This window comes from Desulfosporosinus lacus DSM 15449 (genome assembly GCF_900129935.1).
GTDB lineage: Bacteria > Bacillota > Desulfitobacteriia > Desulfitobacteriales > Desulfitobacteriaceae > Desulfosporosinus > Desulfosporosinus lacus.
Genome location: NZ_FQXJ01000003.1, coordinates 137,141 through 160,534, shown reverse-complemented (window position 1 = coordinate 160,534; position 23,394 = coordinate 137,141). Strand labels below are relative to the sequence as shown.

The window sequence follows — 23,394 nt, the reverse complement described above, 5'->3', positions numbered from 1 at the left end:
TCCTCCTCAAATTACAATTCGTTGTGATACTCCGTCACGATCTAGGGCATAAATCTTAAGGTCTTGTTTTCCATTGAATTCACAGCAACAATCGGCACAATAATAGTGATTTCTACCGACAGAACCAATCGCACGGCTATGACAGACTGGGCAATGAGTAAATCGACTATGGGTTGGGTGACGGTTAGTATACTTCCCTTTCCTCTTATCCAAGTTTCTCCCACCTTCTTAAAATTTAGCGACGAAATTTGTAGCAATGACTAAATCCGCTTTCATTACATCCACCTGTACACCCATAAACCAAAGGGGTACTTCTAAGGTTATTCGAGTTGTGATTGCCAAAGTTTCAGCTCTTATTGAATGATCAGGTTTGAAGGGAGCATTAAGAACATCGACGGTTAGTCCATAAACTTCAAATTCCTTGGCATCTCCCGCCATTTTGGTATGTCGACTTCCATTGGGAGACGTTCCTAAAATTCGATCTAGCTCTGCATAAACGTCTCCCGTACTAAGCCTAGGTAGCCACACCGTTTCATTACGTTCATATCCTCCTGAATAACCACTTTTTAACCCTCCAAATGATGTTTCATAATTCGCGGTCGCTACAGTATTTACAGCGGACTGCACTGCATCTCTCACTCCATATCCAATAATTTGTAGCCGCACATACTCATAGCCTACCATCATGAGCATGAGGAGAACCAAGACGATGGCGGCCACTAAGGGGTAGCCTAATCCCTGTTTATCCCTTAGTACCTTTTTTAATATCAAACATCTCACCTCTCAATTATCGCCTCCTATCATCGCTTCATTATTTCTTCCGGATCGGCAGGAGCAATATGCCAATCATCAATGACCGAACCTTTAAGGGTTAAATAATTGGATTGTGAACCTGTCAGCATCCCTGCCGGAGTCCACATATCAAAAACAACAACTTGAGGCTCATATTCGTTATGATTTTTGGGAAACCAGATTGGCGTAAAGTGTACCCTATCCCCATCTTCAGCATAATGGGAATCCTGATTCACCTTAAACCAAAATTCAGCATTAAAACCTGCCTCCTTCAAGTCAAGTACCCGATTATAGGTGCCATAATCAAATTCGGGGAAATAAACAATAGCGTTTTGGGCTCCTGTGACCATATTAGAATTAGCAGTGAACCAACTTTGAGCAGATACATCTATATCAACTCCGTATCCGGCAGGCATTTGCCATTTATCATAATAGACCGGATCGGGCTTAGCTGTAGGGCAATGCTCATTAGGCAAGATATCCATTCTCACGTCCAATTCCGCAGAATAAGTAATCCATTCATATTCCCAATATCCTGAACCATCCTCTAGCTCTACCCACCAAGCTTTCCACTCCCCCCATGTAGCAGCAAGTTTTTCACTTCTGAGAGGCGGTGACTCTGGCAGCCAATAATCAGGCGTTCTTGCCTCACCTTCCGGATTGAGATCAAAAAGCTTTGTATCGGGTGGAGTAAGTTCCTCCAGCTCAATCACGTTAGCATTGATAGTGGCCGATGAGCTTCCGGCAATACGGGCGGAGTTGTTTCCAGATATGGATATAGATATGGTAACGTCTTGTGGTGTGGATGGAGTATGCCATTTAAACCAAGCGAGTTGAGATCCCCCAGCTGGCATGACCAGTGCATGAGTGCCACTTTGTCCCGTGCTGGTAGTAAAGTGGACATAGGCTTTAGCGTTAGGAGTAATGCGGCTACTGGCATGTACTTCAACGGCAGTAATAACGTCTGTATTCACACGGTATTCCACATCATAGGTGGATGGAGGCTCTTCCGGAGTTCCTGTGGCGTTGGCCGGAAGGAAACGCATCCCCCAACCACCCCCTAGGATGATGCGTTCATTGGCCCAATTGATACCTTCGTCAAGAGGTGATGTAACAGGGTATCCGAACCAGCTATGTTCCAAAACAATGGAATTAGGCAAGGCCCGATGAGTGAGGGCTGTGATCAACTGGCCATCTGCTCCACCACCAAAATTAAAATACCCCAGCTTTTGAGCTAGGGCATATTCTGTGGCAGTGAATGCCAGTTTTGTGGTGCCGTCCTTGAGGTAGGCGATAATGACCGGCTCGTAGACAACAAGCCAGGGAACTTCGTTGAGAAAATTACCATCCGCATCTTTGGAAGGAAGTATCCGATCAGGGGAGACAGTGCCGGTTTCTCCACGTATTGTAAACTGAAGGTCTGAGACTAAGCCTTCTCGTGATGTGCCTTTTTGGTCGGCAAAGTCGTCAATGAGCTCATTTAGAGTATTTGTATCACCAAAATATTCTTTAACTGCTTGTATATTTCCTCCGCTGACAACGGGCGGAGCTGGCGGTGGACTGCTATGAATTCTAATTAGTGGAGACGTGGATGCAGTGAAAGACATTCCGCTTAAATAATCGATTTTGCTACCATTTCCATAAAAAAGGCTGCCACTTGGCAGAGTAAAATGGCCTGGCTGAATATAAATTGGAGCATTCCCAATCATCTTAAACTTGTCCAGATTAGAATCTGATGTTTTAGCCTGATCGGACAGACCCACATACACAGAAACCTTATACAAATATTCGCCTGAGTTATAATGTGCGTATCCTGTTTCTGCTCCGCCTACGCTTCCGTCTCCTCCTTCGGCGTTATCCTCTGCCAGGGTTACTGAAGGAAAAAGCAAGCATAGGCAGAGCAGCATAATCAACATTGTTTTAAGTTTCATAATTTCCTCCTTTTTGCGCAACAAAAAAGCAGCCCAATTGGACTGCTTTTTGCTTACTTAATTCTTAGAACTTATCACCTGTACCCGAAACATACTTACTGTTGGAAGGTGTTGCCTGAGCATTAGAAGCGTTTGCAGGATTCAAAAATGGATTCTGTTCTGGAGGAACTAAGTTACTACCTCCGCTATTACTACCACCAGTATTATTATTCTGCGTTGGCTGTTGCTTTGCAGTTTCAGTAGGCTTAGGCGGTGGATTCTTAGCCGCTTCTTCCTTAGATTCATACCGGGGAGTAGGCTCAACCACAGGCTCAGGAGCCGGTTCATTTATTAACTCAACTTGCTTGCCATTAACCATCGTGGCTTGCTGCTGTTGTGATTGTTTCATCTGTTCCACCAATTTTGCCGCTTCATCTGCAATTTGTTCCGATGATTTGGTGGTTCCAGGGATTGAAGTTTTAACTAAATCCGAATCATTAGCCTGAGTTTGTTCAAACCCTGATTCGTCCCAGCCAACACTTTCTTCCGGTTGAAGTTTCCAATAGATACCGAAGCTTAATCCTACGATGATCGGAATTGCTAAGATTATAGTACCTAATTTAAATCGTTTAGCCTTATTAATTTCTTCCATACTCATTTGTCAGACCTCCTATAAAAGCAAAGTCTACCATCTTAATCCTATTATACTCTACAATGGCATGAAATATCAAGCATTTAAGAGTATATATAAGATATTAAAAGAAAAATAGCTTTAATTCATCTTTTGTTTTTCAGTATCTCTATAGATAAAGACAGCGGTTAGGCTGCCCTTGAAATGGTTAGCGTTCGTATTCGTCTTCATTCTCTTCTAATGTCAATGCAGTCAATGTTTCTATGGCTAAAAGATGATGCATCTGAAGAATTAACTCTGGAAGACTTTTTGTAATGGTTCCCCATAAAACCGCTAAATCGATATTTTCGTAGTCATGTATGATCTTGTTACGCATACCCCGGATGCTTCTCCAAGGAATTTGGGGATTCGCGTCTTGTGTCAAAGGATCCACTTCTTTAACTAGTTCGCCTATCTGACCTATACAAAAAGCACAGGCTGAAATGGTTTTTCGATCATCCATGAACTGTTCGAGATCCATACCACTTATATATTGAACAGCATCCCGGGCATAATTAATCGTTTTTTGTAAGATAATTCTATCCTTGCCGGTCATAAAGTAAGACCCCCCGGCTTTCAATTTCTTCGAAGATAGGCGAACCAGGTTTGATCTCAGAAAGCTCAATGAGATCAACTTGCTTTCCCAAGGTTTGAATTATATCCTCCAATACTCCGTAAAAGTTGATATTCAGCAACTCTCCCCGGCTGTCGATAACAATATCTACATCACTTTTATCAGTTGCCATATCCCTTGCATAGGATCCAAATAATATCGCGCGATAGACAGGAGCAGCGTCAAACACTGGGCGAAGCTTGCTTTTAATCTCATCTGCATTCATCAAAATCACTCCTTATCTTTCCCATTCATAGAGCAGGATTTCCTCTCTCCTATACTCTTTTAAGAAATTTTTACTTAAAGATTCGGTTATTAGTAAATCAATTATGCGTATCTAATTCGTCCTCAAGCTCCAGCCTGAATCTTGATAGTTTAAAGTAGTCTTCTATCTTTCCTCTATCAATCCATAAACCAATAACGCTGTCGAGTACTGCTTCTACTTTGGCATAAGAACCAAAAAGGATAACTCGTTTAACACCATAGCGTTTTACTATATCGACACAATCATTTTGATTCCATTAATCATATAGCTTTGTACCACATAATTAATCATCCTTTTATTTGATAATCGACCAGTTTCCTAAATCCATTCTATGGAAATAGTATACCACAAATTTTAAAATTATTTTCCCTCAAATCTATACCCTGTTTATCTTAACCCCTATTTTTATCTTTATTTTGGAGCAATAAGAAAGATAATCATAGCCCCTGCGGCCAAATAGGGACCAAGGGCAAACGGTTGATTCCGCTTGCCCCTTATCAGGTTAATCAGAATGGATAAACTCAATCCTATTGCACTGGCAGAAAATCCTTCCATAACTCCTAAGACGCAACCGATTCCGGCCATGAGCTTGACATCACCTCCACCAAGGCTTTCGCTTTTCTTCAAAGCCACTAACATAAACGGCATGGGAACAAGAAAGAACCCGAACAGAGAATTCCAGTCAAAGCCTATTAAGCTGATGAGAATGAGTAGAACGTGAATTGTATCGGGAATGATCTTGGTTTTAGCATCGTGGATGGCGGCAAATAATAGTACTGAAAAAAACAATAATCCTTTAATCACTATTAAGCTTTCTGCTGTCATCTGGATTTCCACTCATCTAAGGCTACATAAGGATAATTCTTTTGAGACCGGGCAAAGTGAATCATATTTTTCACTTGATCGACAGCCGATAGATTTGTTTGATCTTTAGTGGACATCATGACACTACCAGCGATGATAACAAACATTGCCAAGACGCAGACCGATATATTTTGCGTGAACAGAAAAGCTAGTAAATCCATTCCTCCACCCAGCAAACATATCAGGGTAGATTGCCTCAATTCAGTTTTACCAAATCCGTCGAAGTATTCCGGTCGAGTCTTGATTCCGACCGGAATATAGAGCGTCTTTTTTGTGTCTTCCATAGGGCCTCCTAAGCATAGTAATAGAATACGATATCTTTTAATTGCCAAATTGATTCAGCAATAATATAAAAGACACCCGCATGAATCGCTCTTTTCTTGTACATAGGACTCTCATCTTCATCTCCCATCATTCTAAGAAAACAAAAGGCTATCCTCATAAATACCCCCGCACGAACTAGCAAAATAATAGCTTTTGTAATCTCATCTACCTCCACCTCCATTCCCCCTTACTTTATTTCATAACTCCTTTGACCATCTGAACCAAACGAGTGGCATGATAGGCTTTCATCATGCCACCGCCTTGACCTCCTGAAAGAATGATAAATTCTTGTAAGAATTTAGGAGTACGTAAAGCCATGACAATGACCGCAAGCGCCCATATCAGATGTCCATTTAGGACAAGAGCCAAGCCCAACTTAAGGAGTGCGATTTGCAACATCACCGTAATCATGGCTTGGAAGAATTTTTGCATGTACGTTTTGAAAACTCCTTGGTCAGAGTCCACCAGACCCACGCAGGCTACCGGAATACCTAGGCGGAGAATCAAAATTTCAAGTCCCGTTTGTAGAAATTTGACATAGAGATAAAGGAGACATCCGAAGAAGATCACGCCGACAATGCCGGTAAGAAGCCCCTTGGAAACGATACCTGTAATAATGCTGGTAAAATCTACAACGACTCCCTGACTAATAATGTTTAACAGCTTGTCGGTTAAATTTTGAACAATGGTCGCCATCCACCCATAGAGGGTAGGAAAGGAGATGGCAACCACTAACGCTTTTACTAAATAGGTTAGATAAAGAATTGGGTCAGTATCCGCATCTCCATCAATCCAAAGGATATAGGTATCGAATCCTTTCTTAATAAACTTTAGAATGATCAGGGAAACTCCAAAAGAAAACAGAATGTTAAAAAGCTCAGATATGACATCTCTCCCTAACATCTGATCTAAAAACTGCTCGGCATAAAATGCCATAGGCACCAAATTGAGAAGCATGCTATCCATGTACTCTAATACACCGGATAAAAGTGCTTCGATTAATACCATTAAAAGAGCTTCCAAGCTTAGACCTCCCTTTCTCTAAAGATGGCTTGTAGAGATAACCCCCGCAAGCCATGAGGCAAGCTTTAGCCATTATAGTCAAACATATCTTCTACCCGGGTATTTAGGTTGGGCAGAACGATATCATGTATCAGGTAATAGAGTCCACTAAGTATTAATGCTCCTAATACTACGGAGATAAGAATCTTTACAGCAGCCCCCGTGGTATCGGACTCCCCACGCCGGTTGGATAATACTCTAATAAGTTTTCCTTTCCCGTTAAAGTAAACCGTAGTCGTTTTTTCATTAATCATACCGTAGGTTTTTTTCATAACACGCTTCCTCCTCATTCTTTACGCGTAATAGTACATAGCAACACTGATTATGACCCCTGTCAGTTCTACACCAAGAACAGATATTAATGCGACAACAATCCTTTTATTCCAGGACTTTTGATCCATCTCATCTGCAGCTCCACGCCTAAGCCAAAAATAGGCCAAAATAGGCACTCCAGCTACTGGAGCAGCAATCATTAAGGCCTTTCCCAAATCCTCAAAGAGCTTCATGGAACCGGTAAAAATCTTGCTACTAGCTATATCCTCAGCAAAAGCAGCATGCGGGAAGCTTAACAAAAAGACAGTCATAAATATGACTGCCAAGATGGTTTTTTTGTAGTTCTTGAGCATACGTTATTATTCACCTCCTTTTATTCGTTATCTTGATGACTAGTAAATCCCTCTTGATATTTTTTGTGAAAGCTCAATCCTTCTTCATCTGGAGACCGGATGGGGACTGTCGAAGATGGTTGCAGACAAGCCGCGGTATAGAATTTCCACACTCCCCATAGTGCAATGTCATTGATATTGACATTGCGCTTAGGTCTCCGGTTTTCACGTAGTTCGCGGATACTTATGTTGTGTTTTTCGTCACCTAATCCGAACATTAGGTTAAAATGAGTTTCTGACAAATCAGGAGCGTACATAATGGCCGGATGACCGCGTGAAGTTATCAAACTGTAGGGACGCAATATTAGCCGAACCTCATCAGGTGTAAGTAGGGATCGGCTCATTAGGCTCGTACTCTGACTCGTAGATGGTGTGGAATACCTTCCATTATTAGCACTTAGGGAATAGGATGAAACGGTGTAAGTTCCTAGCTTTCCTGATAGCTCTTTGAGTGTCTCTTCATCATCTGCCTGAAGGTAAATCCAGTTTTCACAGTTGCCTCGAATAATTCGCGCAATCTCTCTTCCATACTTCTCTTCAAGTTGAGCAAAAGATTGAATAAAAAGATCAAACAGAATACCACGGCTTCGGGCAACCGTCAGTTTGTTGGCAAAGTCAGGAATCTTGACAAAGTTTCCAAACTCTTCAAGGTTAAAGTGAACCCTGTTTTCTAATCGCCCTCCGCGCTGATCTGCGATCTGAACTAATTGCCCGTACAATTGTGAAACAAATAAACTGGCCAGAGAATAAAAGGTGGTCTTTTCATCCGGCAATATGATGAAAATAGCCTGTTTCTTAGATCCCACATCACCAGGGTTAAAATCACTCCGACAAGTCATGGAATAGATGGAAGGATCGGTAAACAAGCGCAGTGTCGATAAGGCAGCCGTATAGAAACTACCTCTTGTCCTCGCCGGTGCCACCTCTGAAATAGCGAGCAAGGCTTTCGCTGGATGTGAATCGGGAAGTCGCTTGACATACTCAAGGATGGGCATCTTGTTATTAATGGTCTTGCACATAAACGCGATAAAGTAGTAAACATTGGTCATGTTCTGGTATTTACGCTTATCCCCTTCCCTATTATCGTATACGACACTCATAATAGAGCTGGCAATCACGGAGGCTTCCCCATCGTTCCAAATTCGCTCCCCTTTCGCTTCCCCAACTAAAGTTGCCGTGATATCCCATGTTGCACTAATCGCTTTAGCTATATCCTCTTGATCGATGGCATCAATGACCGATTGAAGGTAATTGTAGCAATGACTTTTGAGAGGATTTCTAAAATCCAAGGCAACGACTTCATAACCTAACCGCTTAAGATAAGGAAAGGTATATTGGAATAACTCTCCTTTAGGATCAGAAAGAATCATGCTCTCTCCCGATAGCCCTATGGTTCCGATGGTCTGAAGCAGTACTGTTCTGGTTTTACCACTCCCGGTGGCACCAATACATAAGCTATGCCTATCCTTTGCGTTATAATAGAATTTTTGTCGTTTAGTATTTTGGTCTTTTTCCATTCCCAATAGGATACCACCATGATCTAACTTTGTTTTGATAGACACTCTATTGTCTTCATTACTACTCTCAATGTCGTCTAATCCTCTCTTGATCAATTCCTGAATGGTATTATCTTTAGGATTTAAACTATAGCTCTGAAAGGTGGTGTTCTTTTCTTTCTCCGTCATCCACCGTGCAGAGCCGTGCTGCTTCTGCCCTACAGCCACGGGGGTGGAGATCTCAGTCGTAATTTGCATCATGCGGCTTTGGTAGGGTTTGTTGTTACTGAAAAACAGAAAAGCCGCAAAGAGTAAGATAAACCCTTCAAAGCATAAAAAAAGCATCAGGTGAGATTTCACTGATACTAAGCTCTGGATGCAGCTGCTAAGGGTCGGAAAACCAAACTCCAGGGATTTCGTTTTCAGCAGTAAATGTAACAACGTAGAAAAATACACATTGGCCACTGTACCTATGGCAGCGGCCATTCCTGCCATAATTAACCGACGTATTTTATTCAACCCCTGATCACCCTCTTTTCACACTTCCAATTCTTCAAGCTCATGATTATTTGCCTCAGTTAAGCTTAGTCTTAGGTTTAATTCGGGTAAAATGGAGAAATTAATTTTGTTTAAAACTTGGCCGATAGCGGTTAACTCCTCAAAGGTTACTTGTGGGGGATCGATTCTAATGAGTTGCGTTAAACCAGAATAAATCACTTTCAATTCAGCTTCATTTAAAAGCTTATCCTGATCTACCAAGCCCGCTCTCATGGCAAAGTCTTCACAAGCCTTCGAATAGTCGCAGTATCTTTTATTCAAGATGTAGTGGTTAAGACTTAATACTGTCCGATAGCCTGTGGCAAATTGATAACCTTTCTCTCTAATCTTTTTTACAGCCAGAATCTGGTCATTAAAAGCCAAAAGTTTTCTATAGCCCATTTGCTGCATGCCCGAAATAATACAATTTATTGTCGGTGCCGTTTTATGGGCAAATACATATTCCGCCGTTTCTTCAGCAATTCTCTTAACGACTTTACCGCTCCAATCACCACTGAGCTCATTATCCTTATCAATTTGGCAGACCAAAGCATCTCCCGAGTAAATATTGGCATAGATTCGGTGGTTATTAATCAAATCTATCTCATACCCGTCTTCCCTGAGCCGCCTAAACAATTCGTGATACCATGCTTGAGTAAAATCGTCTTTTAATTCATCATAGTCCATCCATTGAAATCCTCCTTTCGTTTATATATAGATTCCTTGAATTGGGCTTAATTGAGAAGTGGTATTTATCTGGATTTGGTTAGGGAACATTTTCCCATTCATCTTCAATCTCGTTATCGTTAACTAACGAATGCTTATTCCAATAAGGAGCACAATAGTTATTCGGCGCTAAAGCATTAAGTTTATCATCATGTATTTGCGCCTCACCTCGCATTATGTTGACAATATTCCCCGCTAATTCTTCCGGAGATTTGTCATACCGTATACGGTCATGCTCCCATGTTCCCCGTGTATCGTTAATACCATTAAGTAACTTAATACCTCGCGCGGGCGGCTGCCATTGCTTTAAATTGTGGGTGTAATCATCTAACAGAAAATCCGTTTCCCTTATGCCGCCCGGAAGATAGTCTTTTTTGTCTGATCCACAAGGTGAAAAGATACGATGCTCTAGGTCCACTTCAGGAAGATATTGATCAAGCCATGCGTTTTTCTCATCCAAAGCATAGGGACTATCTGACAAATAGGCGGATAGTATACTGACTTCAATGTCTGAGTTATGCTTAATGATTTCTTTAACGGACTGAACGACATTGTTAATTGGCTTAAGATTAAGAAAGTATCCTTGTTCATATAATGTTTCCAGCTCGTCAACAGGAGTGAAGACGGCAAGTGTGCCGTCCATATCCACTAATAAACGTTGCTTCTCTGCCATATGGCTTCCCCCTCTCCTAAGATTCATGTTCCCAGTCACCGTCATCCGTCCGATGATCATTTTCTATATCAATTTTTTCTCCCTTAGTTTTGTTATAGTGATCAAAAAAATCGAAGGACTCTAGTGGATTTTCATTATCCGAAATGCTTATCCCAATGTCCTTGAAGTATTCCCGTGCCATTTCTTCAGCAGGAACTTCAGGCATAGCATATTTCGAAACGTCCATATTCCTTGAAAGCATGAGATTCAACAATTCCATTTGAGATTGATCAAACTCTTCTTTTGCAAAAATGCTTACATCTATACCTTTTTCTAACCCATTTTGAATGATAAACATCTGTTGCCAAGAGAAATTCGGATTAGCATAGCAAATAACATCAAGTCCTTTTATTAACCCTATCCTTATTTCGTCCATCTGGTGTCCATCGTATTCTGGCTTCGCATAAACAGAGACATCAACCCTATGTTCTAAACCTATCCGAATAATTCCCATTTGCAACGAATTAAATTCCTTCTTCGCATAGGCTTCGGTGTTCACGCCTTGTTTTTGTCCCAGATGAATTTCATGTAATTGGCTAGCATCAAATCCTTTTATTGCATAGGGTAACAAATCGATACCATTTTCAAGCCCGACTTTAATCTCATTTAATTTTTCACCGTCAATCCCAAGTTGTTTATAGTTTTCTAATGACTCACTGATCTGACTTTGTTTTAACGCTTTTTGTAAATCGTTTAATGCTGTTTCATGAATGTGCCGGTCATGATCATTAGTGTCCTCTTTGACCATCATTTCCAAGGCATTGATCTGTCTCATAATTTTCCCTTTGCTCTCCGGGATCTGAATTTCTGGTATGCTTTCTGACATTTTTTATACCTCCCTTGTAAAGTTTATCGTTCGTAACCTTGACCTTTATCCCAATTCATAATGCTGCCAAATTGAAGGTCTAGAATCTTTTCTCGCAGGGCGTGGCCTTCGAGATGTGACAAGGGATAGTTACGAGACTGGTTTTGCCTATGGTTTTGAGTTGAGAAAAACTGCATTAATACCAAAAGAAAATCAATTTCGGTTGCATTATAAGAATCCATTTTTTCTAGAAGGAGTTGAGCATATTCATTTCCTTGAGCTGCCGACAATGATAGCCAATGAGTAGCCAAGGCTTTATCTTGTTCCACTTCTTTTCCGGCCAGATAAATCTTGCCAAGTTGAAACTGGGCGAATTGGTTACCCTGTTCTGCTGAAGCCGTGAGTAGTTTTAGCCCTGCTTCCACGTCCTTTGCTACATCCTTGCCTTCTACGTACAACTTACCCAAGGTATACTGCGCAAAATTGTTTTCCTGTTCGACAGATGCGCTCAGCCATTTGACGGCTGCTTCTGCATCCTGTGGAATCTCTTCTCCAAACAGATACAGCTTTCCGAGAGCATATTGGGCAAATTGGTTTTCCTGTTCTGCAGACAACTTAAACAATGCCAGAGCTTTGACGATATCCTTTTCTACATGGTTGCCGTCGCGGTAGAGCTTACCCAAGGCATATTGAGCCTGAGCATTGCCATTTTCGGTCGCCTTTCCCAGCCATTCTAACGCTTTCTCTACGTTTTCAAGCCCACTATCTGCCTCAAGATAAATCTTGGCAAGTAAATATTGGGCATTCACATTGCCCAGCTTGGCAGATTGCTCCAAGTACTCGACAGCCCTTACTGCATCTTTTTCTGTGCCGGTGCCCATATAGAGCATTTGACCAAGGCGATACTGGAGCTTGTCATCATGGCTATCGGCCTCTAATGCAGAAAATCCGATAAAAGCACTTTTGAAATATTGATCGGCCTTCTCCGTATCTTTATTGCAGCCTAATCCATCCCGGTACATTTTGGCCAGTTCGTAAGAAGCATAAGGATTTCCTTGGGCCGCTGATTTGCCATAAAGTAAAAACGCAGTCGTATGACTCTGCTCCACACCTTGACCACGGTAGTAAAGACCGGCAAAAGAGTACTGAGCGTATTTGTGGTTTCTAGCGACGGCCATCTCATACCAATCTGCTGCTTCTTCGTAATTCTGAGGTGTTCCCAATCCAGCCGCATACATTTTGCCGATACGGTATTGAGGATAAGATCCCGACTTATCTCTTTCTACTGCCTGAAATGCGATAAGTGCCTTAGTGTACCATTCTTGGGCAGTCTCGGGATTCATCTCCACGCCAAGTCCGTCCATGTGCATCCGGCCCAGATCATGCAAGGCTAGAGCATTGCCGATTTGAGCCTCCTCTAAAAACAATCGGTAAGCTTCGGCAACATTTTGTTCCACCTCTTTGCTGCCATAGAGAAATGTACGAGCTTCTTTGTAACGATCACTCCATTCCATGATGTAGGCGATTTCTTGAAGGTCAACAATTACATTCTCTTTTGACCCATCTTCTTCAAACGCATCTCCAGCCAAAAGGTCTTGCTCTATGTGATTCTCGAATTCATTTCCTTCCGCGGTGATCAAAGCATCTTTAATTTCAATCTCGCCTTGCCCATTTCTATGTTCGTTTTCGATGGTCTGCTCGACAATCACGCCATCTTCAACAGGCATCATTTTTGCAACTTTAGTTGCCAATTCCAACTGTCCGATCTGCCTAGCCATAACCTTGGGATCACCAAATTCTTTGTTGAGGCGGAAGGCTTCCTGCAAAGACTCTTTACTAAGGGTTTTATCCAGTCTCAGGTTTCTGCATTTCCTTCCCTCAGGCGTTGTAAAAGTAATGTCCTTCCGGGTATCTGTCCAATTTACCTGATAGCCAAGTTTTTGCATGTTGGAAATAAAATCGGCTCGGCCAGTAGACGTTTGTTTACATGCGTCAACCGCCAAGCGAAGCTCATGCATCCAACTTTGTTCGCGTTTCTTAGCCCGGTGCTCCCCAGTGGACTCTCTCTGAGTTCCTTTGTGTTCAATGATGCTGAGATCGTAATTTTTACATAGCTCATCTGAAAAGTCTTTCAACTGCTGCATCTGCCAGGGACTTTGCTGCCATTTAAGGCCGGTCTCCATGTTGACAGTGTTAAAAACAAAGTGGTTGTGAAGATGTTCCCGATCCAAATGAGTTGAAACGATTATCTGAAAACCTGAGAACCGCTCAAATTCTTTTGCCAAACGAACGCCGATTTCGTGGACCTGCTGCGGCGTAACCTGCTCGGCCGGATGAAAGGATTGAACGATGTGGATAAACTGTCTGCCCTCTTGCTTGTTGTAGCCAGCTTTAACCATTAGCATCTCTTCAAATGCCGTTTCGGGCACGCAATTAACACCAGTAACGAGATCAGTTTTATTCGGATTCATAATATAGTCCAAGACAACTTTAGAACTGTCTTCATCTTTCAGAACCCTTTCGATGGCCATCATTTCAGTATCAAAATCATTAACTTTGATCTTCTCAGGGTTAGTAATATAGTCAATTGCCTTCTGAAGACTTCTTATTTCTTTGTTCGCGCGATTAATGAATTCAATGACCGCAATATGTCTTTCACCCCATTCATATTTAATTTAAGGTGCACGAGAATTTCAGGATCTTTAATTTTCCCGATGTGGCATAAATGAGTAAGCTGGTTCAGGTTGTTGGCCATTCCACTGAGCTGCCGAAGAAACTTGGGCACGTCTTCGACCACGTAGATGATTCCTCGTTCCTCCATCTGGAGTATGTAGTCAGAAAGATGGCAATTACCGGCGGCTTTCGCTTTTTCCTTAAGTACTTTCTTTTTTTCTTCTGTAACCCAAATCACAACTCGCTTTGGCTTAGCTCTCACTCATCCTCACCTCTTAATAGGTTAGATTTCCATGTCATATTCATCTTTCACTTCGACTTCTACTTCCTCACTGACTTTGCTACCCCAATTCATATTTAGCCGTTTTCTTTCCATTTCTCTTGGGGTAAGCTTCGGATCAGCATAGGAATTCACATCCACGCCATCCTCCAGGCCCCAACGGATCTCCAGCATTTGATCTACGTCATAGGAAGGATCAGCGTACTTTGAAACATCAATTCCCTTTTCCAAACCGATCTCAATTTGCTTAAGTTGCTGAGGATCAAATCTTTCCTGTTTTCTATAATCTTCAATAGTTCTTGCAAGGATGTTTTCTTGAGAGGCTTCTCTCTTGTATTCAACCTCCATGGACTGTTTAACTAAGCGCTCATAATCCTCTCGTAAATATTTGACACTTGTCATGCAATTTTTCGAATAAATATTTATGGCATCTTCCAACTCCTTCAAATTTTCAGGAGTGGCAAGCGTCGGAAAGTCCTTGCAAAAACTAATTTTGCTTGAGATCCCTGAGTACAAAAATGAAGAAACTGCGAACCAATCTTCTCTGTTTGACATATACTACCCGCCTTTCAATCCTCTGTTCAATATCCAAGAGGGGTTTGGGGACGCAGTCCCCATAAGAGGGTTTGGGAGGCACTCCCAACAAGCTACTGGGGTGCGTGAGCACCCAAGTAGGAAGCTTGCCGGGACATAAGACGCAATCTGGGGCGGTGATACTGAAAAAGAAATGCCCCCATTGCTGTCAACAATTGAAGGCATATTTGCATTATTTGGCTCATCTTCATAATGGTCTCCCCTCAAAACCCTGATTGCGTACTCAGAATTGACCAAAGCAGCACAATTTTTTACGGTCTTATTAATTAACGCTGCCCAAGAATTGGGTTTCAGAGTTCCATACCTTCTTCGCAGTCTTCTTCTAGGTCCACTGCAGAGCCTTCAGCTTCTTCAAACTCCTCTTTCTCACAATTCTCTTGGTTGTATCTATCGACTTCCTCTTTCAACTCTTCTACCGGAACAAACACAAAATCTACATTTTCTTTGTAACCTTCTGCTTCAAATGCTTCTTTTGCAATAGCTTCCTTTTCCTGAATAGTAGCTGCGTTATTTAATGGAGGATATTGATTAAAACTTTCCGCTAAATAGGCTATATTCCTTACACTTGCTGAAACAAGAACAACCTTATCATTGGATATTGCATACCTTAACGGTGAACCATCTGATTCCAAATCAGTCTTCATGGTCAGCCTCCTTTATTCGGCTAAATTATAGCCTCTTCTTCGCTTTCCAGGTCTAACGTTGCTTCTGCTTCCCTCCTTTGCTCCATCTCTTTGAAAAAAGAAACTAAATCCTCATTCCAATCTTTTCCCTTGGGGAAATGATGAGCTACTGCGTAATTCGGTTTGTACTTTTCTACCCACCGATCGAGAGCCTGGTGCCCCCATTGATCATTATCCAGGCAGAAAATAATTCGATTGATTTCTGGATGGCCTTTTAAGTAATGTTCAAGCGATACATCACCAAGACAGCCAAGTGCCAACATGTGGTCCTTATTCTCTGACCCAAACTGCTTAAGGAATGCAGTATAACTCAACGCATCAATAGGGGATTCAAAAACTCGGATGGTGTTGCTCAATCCTTTGATACTAAAAGCAAAGGCTTTATCGGAATTTGCGACGTCTCCGCGATAGCTGCTGCCGGTAGTATTCGTGCTGCGAACTGACGCATATCTGGAGATGCCTTCCTGATCATAGCCAACGAAGACACAGGATCGATGAGTGTTTTCATAAATCTTTTTCTGTTTGACCATAGAAATAACAATATCCTTGTCTATCTTTCGTGTATTAATCAGATAGGCAAAGACGTGCTTGTAGGTGCTATTTTTTTCAGGGAGAACAAACTCGCCTTTTTCCTCAGTTTCTTTTTCAATATCCCTTGAAGTCCGATAAAGAAAATTATTTTGATTTTGACTTAGACTAAGTAGCTGTTTTACTGCCTCTACCCAGCTTTTTTTCTCTGTGTACATGACAAATTGGATTGGCCCCCCGCCTGCATTAGCCGAAAAACAGTTCCATTTGCGACCAGCACCGTCAATACGTAAACCGCCAAAGCCAGGAATTTTGTATTCTTTGGGTGTGATTTTCTCAACGGAATAACCAGCCTGACGGGCGTATTCGAGAATATTGATCTGGTTAGCCTGAGCAATCTGCTCATCGGTGAAAAGCTTTCCCATGCAGATTTACCTCCTTTCAATGAATTTGCGGTATTAAAAAAAGACGCAGTATTTTGCGCCTTAAGATTATTGAGTTCAATTGTTACCAATTGTTCTTTTAAGCTTCTCCCGGCCTTTAAGGCTCCAATTCAAGTTCGTCAGCCAAAGAATCGTTATAATAAATCGGTTCATAATTTGCGATATCCTTGCTATTGAAGCAAGACGCTCCCTGTTCTCTTAGGGAATAATAACTCATCCCTCCTACAATGAAATGATCCTTAACCCCAATGCCCAACGGTTCAAAAATGTTAACCAGTCTTTGCGTTATAGCTATATCCTCTGTGCTTGGTGTTGGATCTCCGCTGGGATGATTATGTGCTAAGAAAATTGAAGAACACCTGCAATCCAACGCTCTCTTTAAAATATCTTTCGGATAAACAGCAGCCGAATCGATATCTCCTTCACTCACTACCCTCGTTTCAATTACCTTAAGCTTTGTATCTAGGAAGGTAACCATAAACACTTCCTTATCTCTCTTACCTTCCAAAAAAGATACAAAATATTTACCTACGACAGAAGAGTTACTCAATTCCAACCTTGAATCTTCTATAGTCCTCAGCACATTGTAACTTTTGATCAATTCTTTTAGCAGTTCAATTTTCGCTAACTGCTCAGGAGACGGATGGACTAGATCCGGATAATCAACAATATTAAAAATAGAATTGGATTCAGCATACTCTTTAAGCTGAGCGTAAGATAGGCCGGTAAGTCCGGCCAAGCCATTTAGAAAAAGCTCAGTCAAATACTGATCACTAAAAGAATTCACTGAAGCTCCTCCTTCCTTGCCGTTATAAGAATGCGAATAGCATCAAGTTTTTCCAGTATGGGTAAAGAGAGATCCACTAAGTAAAGATGATCGAAAAGGTTTAGCCCATATTGCTCAAGATAAAGGTTTAGAATTTCTTTTTCAGATTCGTTTGGTTCGGTAAGCTTGATGAGTAGGTCCTTGAATTGTTTAAGTTCTTGATTTTCAGTCGGCATGATTTATTCCCCTTTCTTGTTCGAAATATAAAATTAGTGCCCTCTCTATGATTCGCTCAATCTCTGCTGGTTTCTGACCAGCATTAAAAAATGTCGTTACCAATTTGGGTTTAAGTTTAATTCCGGCTGGCTTTTTCGTTTTTTGGTCATCTTCACCAGAAAGAATTGAATAGATCTTATCGCCTGTTAATTTGCCTCGCTCCGATAGGTCTTTCATTCTTTCCGCTTTAACTATGTCTAGTTTGAAATTGTTAATTGAAATAATATCTTGAATTATTTGCTGCTCGTTTTTAGATAGATAAGATAGATGGAACCCTGGAATAAATGCAATTTCGTTGTTATCCACCCGATCAAGGAGGTCTGTAATGAGCTCATTGAGTCGGATATATCGTTGGATATTAGCTCGGGACATTTTGTTATTATCTGCTACTTTCTCTACACTCCATCGCCGCTGCTCAACTTGAGCAGACCCCTCTGAATTCCTGTATTCATGCGGCTTTTGGGGCGTTTTTAGCTCATTAATTAGCTCTTGTTTTTTTCCAGTTGCCTTGGCTGCTTCAAGCTGCATTTTTAAGGATTTCGCCAACTCTGACGGCAACATATCCGAGGGTGATCGCTGTTCAAAATTGGAAATAGTAACAATTAAGGCGGCTTCATCATCACTGATATTTTCCCGTATGTCTGCTCTGATTTTGGTAAGCCCGGCTAATCGAGAGGCATTAACACGGTTATGCCCCGCTAGAATCTCAAATTTATTGTCAGCAATTAGCCTAACTACAATAGGTTGAATAACACCGTTTTCTTTAATACTCTCTACCATATTGTCTAATCGTTCGCCAGTATAAAGTTTAAATGGATGATTTTCAAAAGGGACAAGGTTGCAAATTTCTAATTCAGTGATCGCTTCCTTATTCCTTTCTATAGGTGTTTCTTCAATCGGACCACCAAACATATCTTCAAGAGATAAGAGTTTTCTTTCACTCATCCGCGTACTCCTTTACAAAGTTCTTGTAGGCTACAGCAACTTTGCCGTTAGGATCAAATTCCACAATGCTCTTGTACTTAAGAACGGCTTCGCCCACTTTGACTGACACGGGAATTTTGTTTTCGTAGATTTTGATATGGTTTCCGTAGGACTCATTGATGAGGTTGACGATTTCTTTGCTGAGTTTTGTCCTTTCAGTAAACATTGTTATGAGAATACCATCAATCTCGATACTAGGGTTGATGCGGCGTTTAACTCGAATAATATTTTTTAGGAGTAGTTCCAGTCCCTTCGCTGATAGATATTGGGGAGCTGCGGGAATCAGGACCCGGTCACAGGCAGCCAGGGCGTTAATCGTTAGCATGCCTAATGAGGGCATGCAGTCGATGATGATGTGATCATAGTAGGGTCTAAGTTGATCAAGGATGGCCTTTAAGGTAATCTCTCGGCTCATGGCAGTAACTAAATTGACCTCGACAGCTGCTAATTCGATGCTACAAGGCAGGATATCGAGGTTATTGAAGGAAAGAATGTAATCACTTCTCTGAGGTAGTTCTTTCTCTTCGATGATATCTGTCATAAGGTGATAGAGCGTTATGGGAAGCTCGTCTGGTCGGTCGATGCCAAAACTCATGGTGAGATTGGACTGGGGATCGCAGTCAACAAGTAGAACTCTTTTCCCCCTCTCGGCTAAGGAATAACCAAGATTGATGGTTGTGGTAGTTTTGCCTACGCCTCCTTTTTGGTTGGCTATAGCAATAATTTCGCATTGATTCATTTACATCTTTCCTTTCGTAAAAAGTTAGCGTTTTCGCCGGGCTTGTGACCGACTTGCCGCATTACCCGCCCTCTTGGGCGGTCACTCTGCGCTCAAAAAGCCCCACAGATCTGTATTTCTGAGAGGCTTACTTATGAACCGGTTACAATGCCTTTACACGTTCCGATATGACTTATAATGTGCTTAATATTTTTCTTTGACCCTCGGCTTTGTCCGAGGCCTTTTCTTTTTGTAGACCAGCTATTCGTAGAAGTCGTTTGCTCATAATGCTGGCTATTTCAAAATCTACGATATCATCATCAAATTCTTTTAATTTTGTACCTAATCCATAAATATGAGAATCAGTTTGTACATCTGGTTTAATTAGCGGCCTCCCCTTCCACGGTTTGTCCGCGTCGGGATATCTTGTGTCTGAAGCTATCTCTACTTCTACCGGTAACTTTTCGGCAGCCCAGGATTCAACTTGTTCGGTGTGATGTTGCATGACTTTGTTTTTTTGGTCATAGCTTGAAAGCTGCTGACTTGCATTGAGATCGGGATCGGCCCAACCCTTTCTATCGTTCATTTTCTCGTAAGCTTGTTCAACGTCATCCCGCAGCTGCTTGGCCTGGTGGGCCAGGTTATTTGTTTCTTCCCAGCTGAGCCCTATAGATTTATAGAGTTTCTTTTTGATCCTGATCAGTTCCTTAGCTTTCATCAGAAACTCCCAGGCCTCTTCCCCATTCCAGGTGTACCGAAGTGCTGTATGTAGCTGAATCTTAAGTTCGAGTTCCAGCACACGCAGGACAGATTCTCTGGTAAAGATATTGCCAGCCACCTTAACATCAAAGCATGGCATAGGGCTTGGTTGTGCCACTCCTTCCCCTACAAAAATTCCTAAAGACTCTTTGATCGTTGCTTTAATCCGACTCTCCATAAGCCGAATGGGCTGACTCAGCCAGTCTTTTTTTTGCAACTCCAACCGTGATCGGCGGGTAGCCTCTTTTGCCTTCTTTTCTTTTTCGGTATCTTTCGGGGCTTTTTTTTGCCCTGCTCTTTCGGCTAGAGCTGCTATGAGAGCTTCTTTGGGGACAACTGCAAGTTCTGGATTTTCGGTGATATTTTGGAGGGCCAGGCGAACGGTTTTAGATTTGGCATTAAGACCCACTTTATCCTGAGATAATTCCGGCCAGATGGCCTGGGCCAGCTCTGAGGATGAGGCCGTAGCCATGCCAGTGATAAGTTTTTCCGCGACCGTCTGGATGATTTCCATTCGATCAGCTCTGATGGAACTGTTTTTTCTGCCCATCGGACGCCCGATGTTTTTCTGTACAGCCTGATTTTTTGTATTTGCCTTGGACATAGCTTCGCCCACACCCTTCCGTCCGACTTTACCGAACCTCTACTGAACATATTAAATTGCGGCTAATTGGGTTCCCGCGACCTCCCGGATGGAGGTTTCGATCCGTACCCAGCGGACCCAAGGCGTATTGACGCTCATCAGGCGGGCGAGTTATGTTTGATGAAATATTCAGCATCTGCAGCTTTCTGGCGTATCATTCTAAGGTAATCTAGAGCACATTCATAATTGCCTTTTTTATAACATCTTCTGTGATCCGCTTCACCCGATCACAGAGGTATTCAGTTTCCCATACCTTTTCAAACGAACTAATATCCAATTAAACCATTCCTTTCAAACCAGTTTCAGCAGCCTCAACTGGAACCCTTGTTACTTATAGCTCCTCTCCTTTCTCTATCAGTTCTTTAATAACGTTTATGCATTCTTCTCTGGTCTGGTTTGTCTTTCCCTCATTTTCATCTATGTATCTTTCATATACATCCTCAAAATAATCCTCATCTTCGAGCATGTCCGCAATGTCTTCCAGGGTATAGTCATGGTTATAAAGGTAGTGAATAAAGTTGGTATAGTGCTCACTCATGCCAAAAGCCCTCTCATACCACTCACTGGCAAGGTCACTCTCATCAGATCCATTAGTATGCCAATCAGTTAAGTCGCCAACAAAAGATGATAAAAGCTCTCCGGCACTCTTGAATCCTGCTTTATAAGCCAGTAGCTTTAAACTGCTATGCTCTTTATCAGTAAGACTGACCTTTAAACCTTTTCTTATCCTGTCTGTCTGCAAGTCCTCATTCTGCTCCTTTGCTCTAAGTAAATAGTATTCGTTCATGCTTTTTTCTCCTTCTGAACTTATTCCCAGCAGAGCCAGCCGAGGATCTCTTTAGTACGTTCCTGTCTGATCAGGAAGCAGCCTTTAACTCTTTTATAAGGTTATCTGGTTTCACTACCGCTTCAAGCGAAATATCCTTCACCTTATTTAGTGCTTGGGTTTGATGCATCGAAGTCATCTCATGGTTTTCATCTTTTAATAAGCTGATTAACCAAAATATTAGCAATCAGGTCAATTGTTGCTTGAGGTTGAGGATGGGGATGGGGTACGGTTCTAACTAAGACCCTTAAATTCAGCTCTTTTTTCATCCTGACCCCTCCATTCTCTTTTGTGCCTCATAAAAAGATAGGAAGTATACCTGTTTGATGGTAAAATATTACTGAATATAATTAGTCTCAAAGTTGAATGTAGTTAAGGGCTAAGTATTCAACATTTTTACTTCTGATTTTCTTTAGGACTAACAAAGATTTTTAACTCAACAAGCTTTTTACACCGTTTACAGATAATGCTTAAGATTATTGAACCTTTAAGTTCATATTCTCCCAGCAGTTTGCCGCACGAGGGACATCGTATTTGATTCATCCTGCCATCCTCCATCCATCGGCTTGTGTATATCTTCACCCATCCATTGCCGTAGAGCATCACGAGATATTTTGATGATCCTTCCAAATCGTCTAGCAGGAAAATCCTTAGTTCGAGACAGATCATAAATCTGTTGGGTTCCTACATCAACTAATTCAGCTACTTGCTCCACTGAAAGAACTAAAGGCAAGCTTTCCCATCTAATCTCAAGTGTAGACTGTGTTTCGCTTTGTATTTTTTCCATGGATTCTTCACCTCTCTCTCCTTATGATTCATTTATGCTGAATTGTTATGGGTTTAATTTTATTTCTTCTTGAGAATTACCGGGGAATTTATTCACCACATTGGTTAAAAAAAATAACTCGTTAAAACTTATTTCTGGAAAAACTTTTAAAGCCCCTTCAATAAACTTCCTGCCTGGCTCTTGATTTTTGTTTAACACCTTGTATAGATGAGATCTATCAATATCCATATCTTTAGCTATATCTGATAACTTTTTTGTTGTTCGTAAGTTTCTGAGAGCTTTTACAAAAGCATCTTTATTTAACATCAATTTTGCCAAATCAAACATCTCCTTTGTTGATAACTTTCACCGCCTTATTTTATTATATCAGCGCGGTGAATAAAGTCAACACTGTCTGGTGAATATTTTACCCATATATTTTGTGCATTTTGTTGCATAAATTCAACATATGAATTACTATAAAATATAGTTAGGAGTGTGTTTTCATGGATTTTGCAGATTATTTGAGTAACCTTATTAAAAATAAAAAATATTCCTATCGCCAACTTGCAATGTTAGCAGATATTGATCATTCTTATATCTCAAAAATGATTAATGGTAAAGCAGGAATTCCTTCTCCTGACATTTTGAAAAAGCTCGCTAAACCGTTAGGGATTAGTTATGAAGAACTTATGAAAGCAGCTGGCTACTTATGTGAAAAAGGCCCTGATCAAGTTTCTCTTCACTCCTACCCTTTTGTTAGAGATACTCCTCTTAACTACAATGACCCCACCGAAAAAATTAAAGCCGCTATCACTAGCGACCCTGAGTTAGCTGAGTTTTGGGAAGAAATTTCACAGCGTGAAGACCTTCAATTAATGTTTAAACAAGCTCGTGATCTTACCCCACAATCCATAAAGAAAGTTATTCGAATTATTAAAGCAATTGAAGATGAAGAAGCTGACGAATAAGAACTGCTCTCCTATTAAAGGAAAGCAGTTCTTGTTATATACA

Annotated in this window: 30 protein-coding genes; 1 reads left to right on the top strand and 29 read right to left on the bottom strand. The window is 41.4% G+C overall.

The window, feature by feature from the left end:
* Window positions 1–6 precede the first annotated feature (6 nt).
* From BUB11_RS00860 to BUB11_RS00715, 29 genes are all read right to left on the bottom strand, one after another.
* A complete protein-coding gene (locus BUB11_RS00860) occupies window positions 7–213 on the bottom strand; it encodes a hypothetical protein (protein WP_073027116.1) in 207 nt (68 codons plus the stop codon).
* Window positions 214–228: 15 nt separating this feature from the next.
* Complete coding sequence (locus tag BUB11_RS00855) at window positions 229–771, bottom strand: hypothetical protein (RefSeq protein ID WP_084110105.1); 543 nt, start codon at window positions 769–771, stop codon at window positions 229–231.
* A gap of 29 nt (window positions 772–800) precedes the next feature.
* Window positions 801–2,723 carry a DUF8195 domain-containing protein gene (locus BUB11_RS00850; RefSeq protein WP_073027114.1) on the bottom strand — a complete coding sequence of 641 codons (1,923 nt, stop codon included), beginning with the start codon at window positions 2,721–2,723 and terminating at the stop codon, window positions 801–803.
* Between the two features lie 64 nt (window positions 2,724–2,787).
* Complete coding sequence (locus tag BUB11_RS00845; protein ID WP_073027112.1) at window positions 2,788–3,360, bottom strand: hypothetical protein; 573 nt, start codon at window positions 3,358–3,360, stop codon at window positions 2,788–2,790.
* A gap of 181 nt (window positions 3,361–3,541) precedes the next feature.
* Window positions 3,542–3,928: a HepT-like ribonuclease domain-containing protein gene (locus tag BUB11_RS00840; RefSeq protein ID WP_073027110.1), complete on the bottom strand. Its 387-nt coding sequence runs from the start codon at window positions 3,926–3,928 to the stop codon at window positions 3,542–3,544.
* The gene (locus BUB11_RS00835; protein ID WP_073027108.1) at window positions 3,912–4,211 is read right to left on the bottom strand and encodes a nucleotidyltransferase family protein; all 300 of its coding nucleotides are present in this window, start codon (window positions 4,209–4,211) and stop codon (window positions 3,912–3,914) included. Before BUB11_RS00835 ends, BUB11_RS00840 begins: the two co-directional genes overlap by 17 nt.
* 450 nt (window positions 4,212–4,661) lie before the next feature.
* Window positions 4,662–5,075: a prepilin peptidase gene (locus tag BUB11_RS00825; RefSeq protein WP_073027106.1), complete on the bottom strand. Its 414-nt coding sequence runs from the start codon at window positions 5,073–5,075 to the stop codon at window positions 4,662–4,664.
* Window positions 5,072–5,398 carry a hypothetical protein gene (locus BUB11_RS00820; RefSeq protein ID WP_073027104.1) on the bottom strand — a complete coding sequence of 109 codons (327 nt, stop codon included), beginning with the start codon at window positions 5,396–5,398 and terminating at the stop codon, window positions 5,072–5,074. Before BUB11_RS00820 ends, BUB11_RS00825 begins: the two co-directional genes overlap by 4 nt.
* An 8-nt stretch (window positions 5,399–5,406) precedes the next feature.
* Window positions 5,407–5,619 (bottom strand): mercury transporter, encoded by a 213-nt coding sequence (locus BUB11_RS00815; protein ID WP_073027102.1) that lies wholly within the window; start codon window positions 5,617–5,619, stop codon window positions 5,407–5,409.
* 11 nt (window positions 5,620–5,630) lie between these two features.
* Entirely contained in the window at window positions 5,631–6,461 is an 831-nt protein-coding gene (locus BUB11_RS00810; RefSeq protein ID WP_073027100.1) for a conjugal transfer protein TrbL family protein, read from the bottom strand.
* A gap of 65 nt (window positions 6,462–6,526) precedes the next feature.
* Window positions 6,527–6,772, bottom strand: coding sequence for a DUF6133 family protein (locus BUB11_RS00805; RefSeq protein ID WP_073027098.1), 246 nt, complete (start codon window positions 6,770–6,772; stop codon window positions 6,527–6,529).
* 21 nt (window positions 6,773–6,793) lie between these two features.
* Window positions 6,794–7,126 (bottom strand): hypothetical protein, encoded by a 333-nt coding sequence (locus tag BUB11_RS00800; protein WP_073027096.1) that lies wholly within the window; start codon window positions 7,124–7,126, stop codon window positions 6,794–6,796.
* Between the two features lie 20 nt (window positions 7,127–7,146).
* Complete coding sequence (locus BUB11_RS00795; protein WP_073027094.1) at window positions 7,147–9,180, bottom strand: VirD4-like conjugal transfer protein, CD1115 family; 2,034 nt, start codon at window positions 9,178–9,180, stop codon at window positions 7,147–7,149.
* Between the two features lie 18 nt (window positions 9,181–9,198).
* Window positions 9,199–9,885, bottom strand: coding sequence for a hypothetical protein (locus BUB11_RS00790; protein ID WP_073027092.1), 687 nt, complete (start codon window positions 9,883–9,885; stop codon window positions 9,199–9,201).
* A 79-nt stretch (window positions 9,886–9,964) separates the two neighbouring features.
* Entirely contained in the window at window positions 9,965–10,597 is a 633-nt protein-coding gene (locus tag BUB11_RS00785) for a 5' nucleotidase, NT5C type (RefSeq protein ID WP_073027090.1), read from the bottom strand.
* 16 nt (window positions 10,598–10,613) lie between these two features.
* On the bottom strand, window positions 10,614–11,462 hold the full coding sequence (locus BUB11_RS00780; RefSeq protein ID WP_073027088.1) for a hypothetical protein: 849 nt from the start codon (window positions 11,460–11,462) through the stop codon (window positions 10,614–10,616).
* Between the two features lie 23 nt (window positions 11,463–11,485).
* Entirely contained in the window at window positions 11,486–13,972 is a 2,487-nt protein-coding gene (locus BUB11_RS00775; protein WP_073027086.1) for a relaxase/mobilization nuclease domain-containing protein, read from the bottom strand.
* A gap of 74 nt (window positions 13,973–14,046) precedes the next feature.
* Window positions 14,047–14,376, bottom strand: coding sequence for a MobC family plasmid mobilization relaxosome protein (locus BUB11_RS00770; RefSeq protein ID WP_073027084.1), 330 nt, complete (start codon window positions 14,374–14,376; stop codon window positions 14,047–14,049).
* Between the two features lie 21 nt (window positions 14,377–14,397).
* The gene (locus BUB11_RS00765) at window positions 14,398–14,949 is read right to left on the bottom strand and encodes a hypothetical protein (RefSeq protein WP_073027082.1); all 552 of its coding nucleotides are present in this window, start codon (window positions 14,947–14,949) and stop codon (window positions 14,398–14,400) included.
* A 329-nt stretch (window positions 14,950–15,278) separates the two neighbouring features.
* A complete protein-coding gene (locus BUB11_RS00760) occupies window positions 15,279–15,632 on the bottom strand; it encodes a hypothetical protein (RefSeq protein WP_073027080.1) in 354 nt (117 codons plus the stop codon).
* A gap of 20 nt (window positions 15,633–15,652) precedes the next feature.
* The gene (locus BUB11_RS00755; protein WP_073027078.1) at window positions 15,653–16,624 is read right to left on the bottom strand and encodes a DUF3991 and TOPRIM domain-containing protein; all 972 of its coding nucleotides are present in this window, start codon (window positions 16,622–16,624) and stop codon (window positions 15,653–15,655) included.
* 115 nt (window positions 16,625–16,739) lie between these two features.
* Window positions 16,740–17,429, bottom strand: a complete 690-nt coding sequence (locus BUB11_RS00750) for a JAB domain-containing protein (protein ID WP_073027076.1) — start codon at window positions 17,427–17,429, stop codon at window positions 16,740–16,742.
* Window positions 17,426–17,644 carry a hypothetical protein gene (locus BUB11_RS00745; RefSeq protein WP_073027075.1) on the bottom strand — a complete coding sequence of 73 codons (219 nt, stop codon included), beginning with the start codon at window positions 17,642–17,644 and terminating at the stop codon, window positions 17,426–17,428. Before BUB11_RS00745 ends, BUB11_RS00750 begins: the two co-directional genes overlap by 4 nt.
* Window positions 17,634–18,629, bottom strand: a complete 996-nt coding sequence (locus tag BUB11_RS00740) for a ParB N-terminal domain-containing protein (protein WP_073027073.1) — start codon at window positions 18,627–18,629, stop codon at window positions 17,634–17,636. Before BUB11_RS00740 ends, BUB11_RS00745 begins: the two co-directional genes overlap by 11 nt.
* The gene (locus BUB11_RS00735) at window positions 18,622–19,407 is read right to left on the bottom strand and encodes a ParA family protein (protein ID WP_068965010.1); all 786 of its coding nucleotides are present in this window, start codon (window positions 19,405–19,407) and stop codon (window positions 18,622–18,624) included. Before BUB11_RS00735 ends, BUB11_RS00740 begins: the two co-directional genes overlap by 8 nt.
* Before the next feature lie 172 nt (window positions 19,408–19,579).
* Window positions 19,580–20,749 carry a hypothetical protein gene (locus tag BUB11_RS00730; protein ID WP_073027071.1) on the bottom strand — a complete coding sequence of 390 codons (1,170 nt, stop codon included), beginning with the start codon at window positions 20,747–20,749 and terminating at the stop codon, window positions 19,580–19,582.
* Between the two features lie 370 nt (window positions 20,750–21,119).
* A complete protein-coding gene (locus BUB11_RS00725; RefSeq protein ID WP_068965012.1) occupies window positions 21,120–21,575 on the bottom strand; it encodes a hypothetical protein in 456 nt (151 codons plus the stop codon).
* A gap of 532 nt (window positions 21,576–22,107) precedes the next feature.
* Entirely contained in the window at window positions 22,108–22,401 is a 294-nt protein-coding gene (locus BUB11_RS00720) for a helix-turn-helix domain-containing protein (RefSeq protein ID WP_073027069.1), read from the bottom strand.
* 45 nt (window positions 22,402–22,446) lie between these two features.
* Window positions 22,447–22,719 carry a helix-turn-helix transcriptional regulator gene (locus tag BUB11_RS00715; protein ID WP_073027067.1) on the bottom strand — a complete coding sequence of 91 codons (273 nt, stop codon included), beginning with the start codon at window positions 22,717–22,719 and terminating at the stop codon, window positions 22,447–22,449.
* A 167-nt stretch (window positions 22,720–22,886) separates the two neighbouring features.
* Between BUB11_RS00715 and BUB11_RS00710 the strand changes: the two genes are divergently transcribed.
* Window positions 22,887–23,351, top strand: a complete 465-nt coding sequence (locus BUB11_RS00710) for a helix-turn-helix domain-containing protein (RefSeq protein ID WP_073027065.1) — start codon at window positions 22,887–22,889, stop codon at window positions 23,349–23,351.
* The last annotated feature ends 43 nt before the right edge of the window (window positions 23,352–23,394 follow it).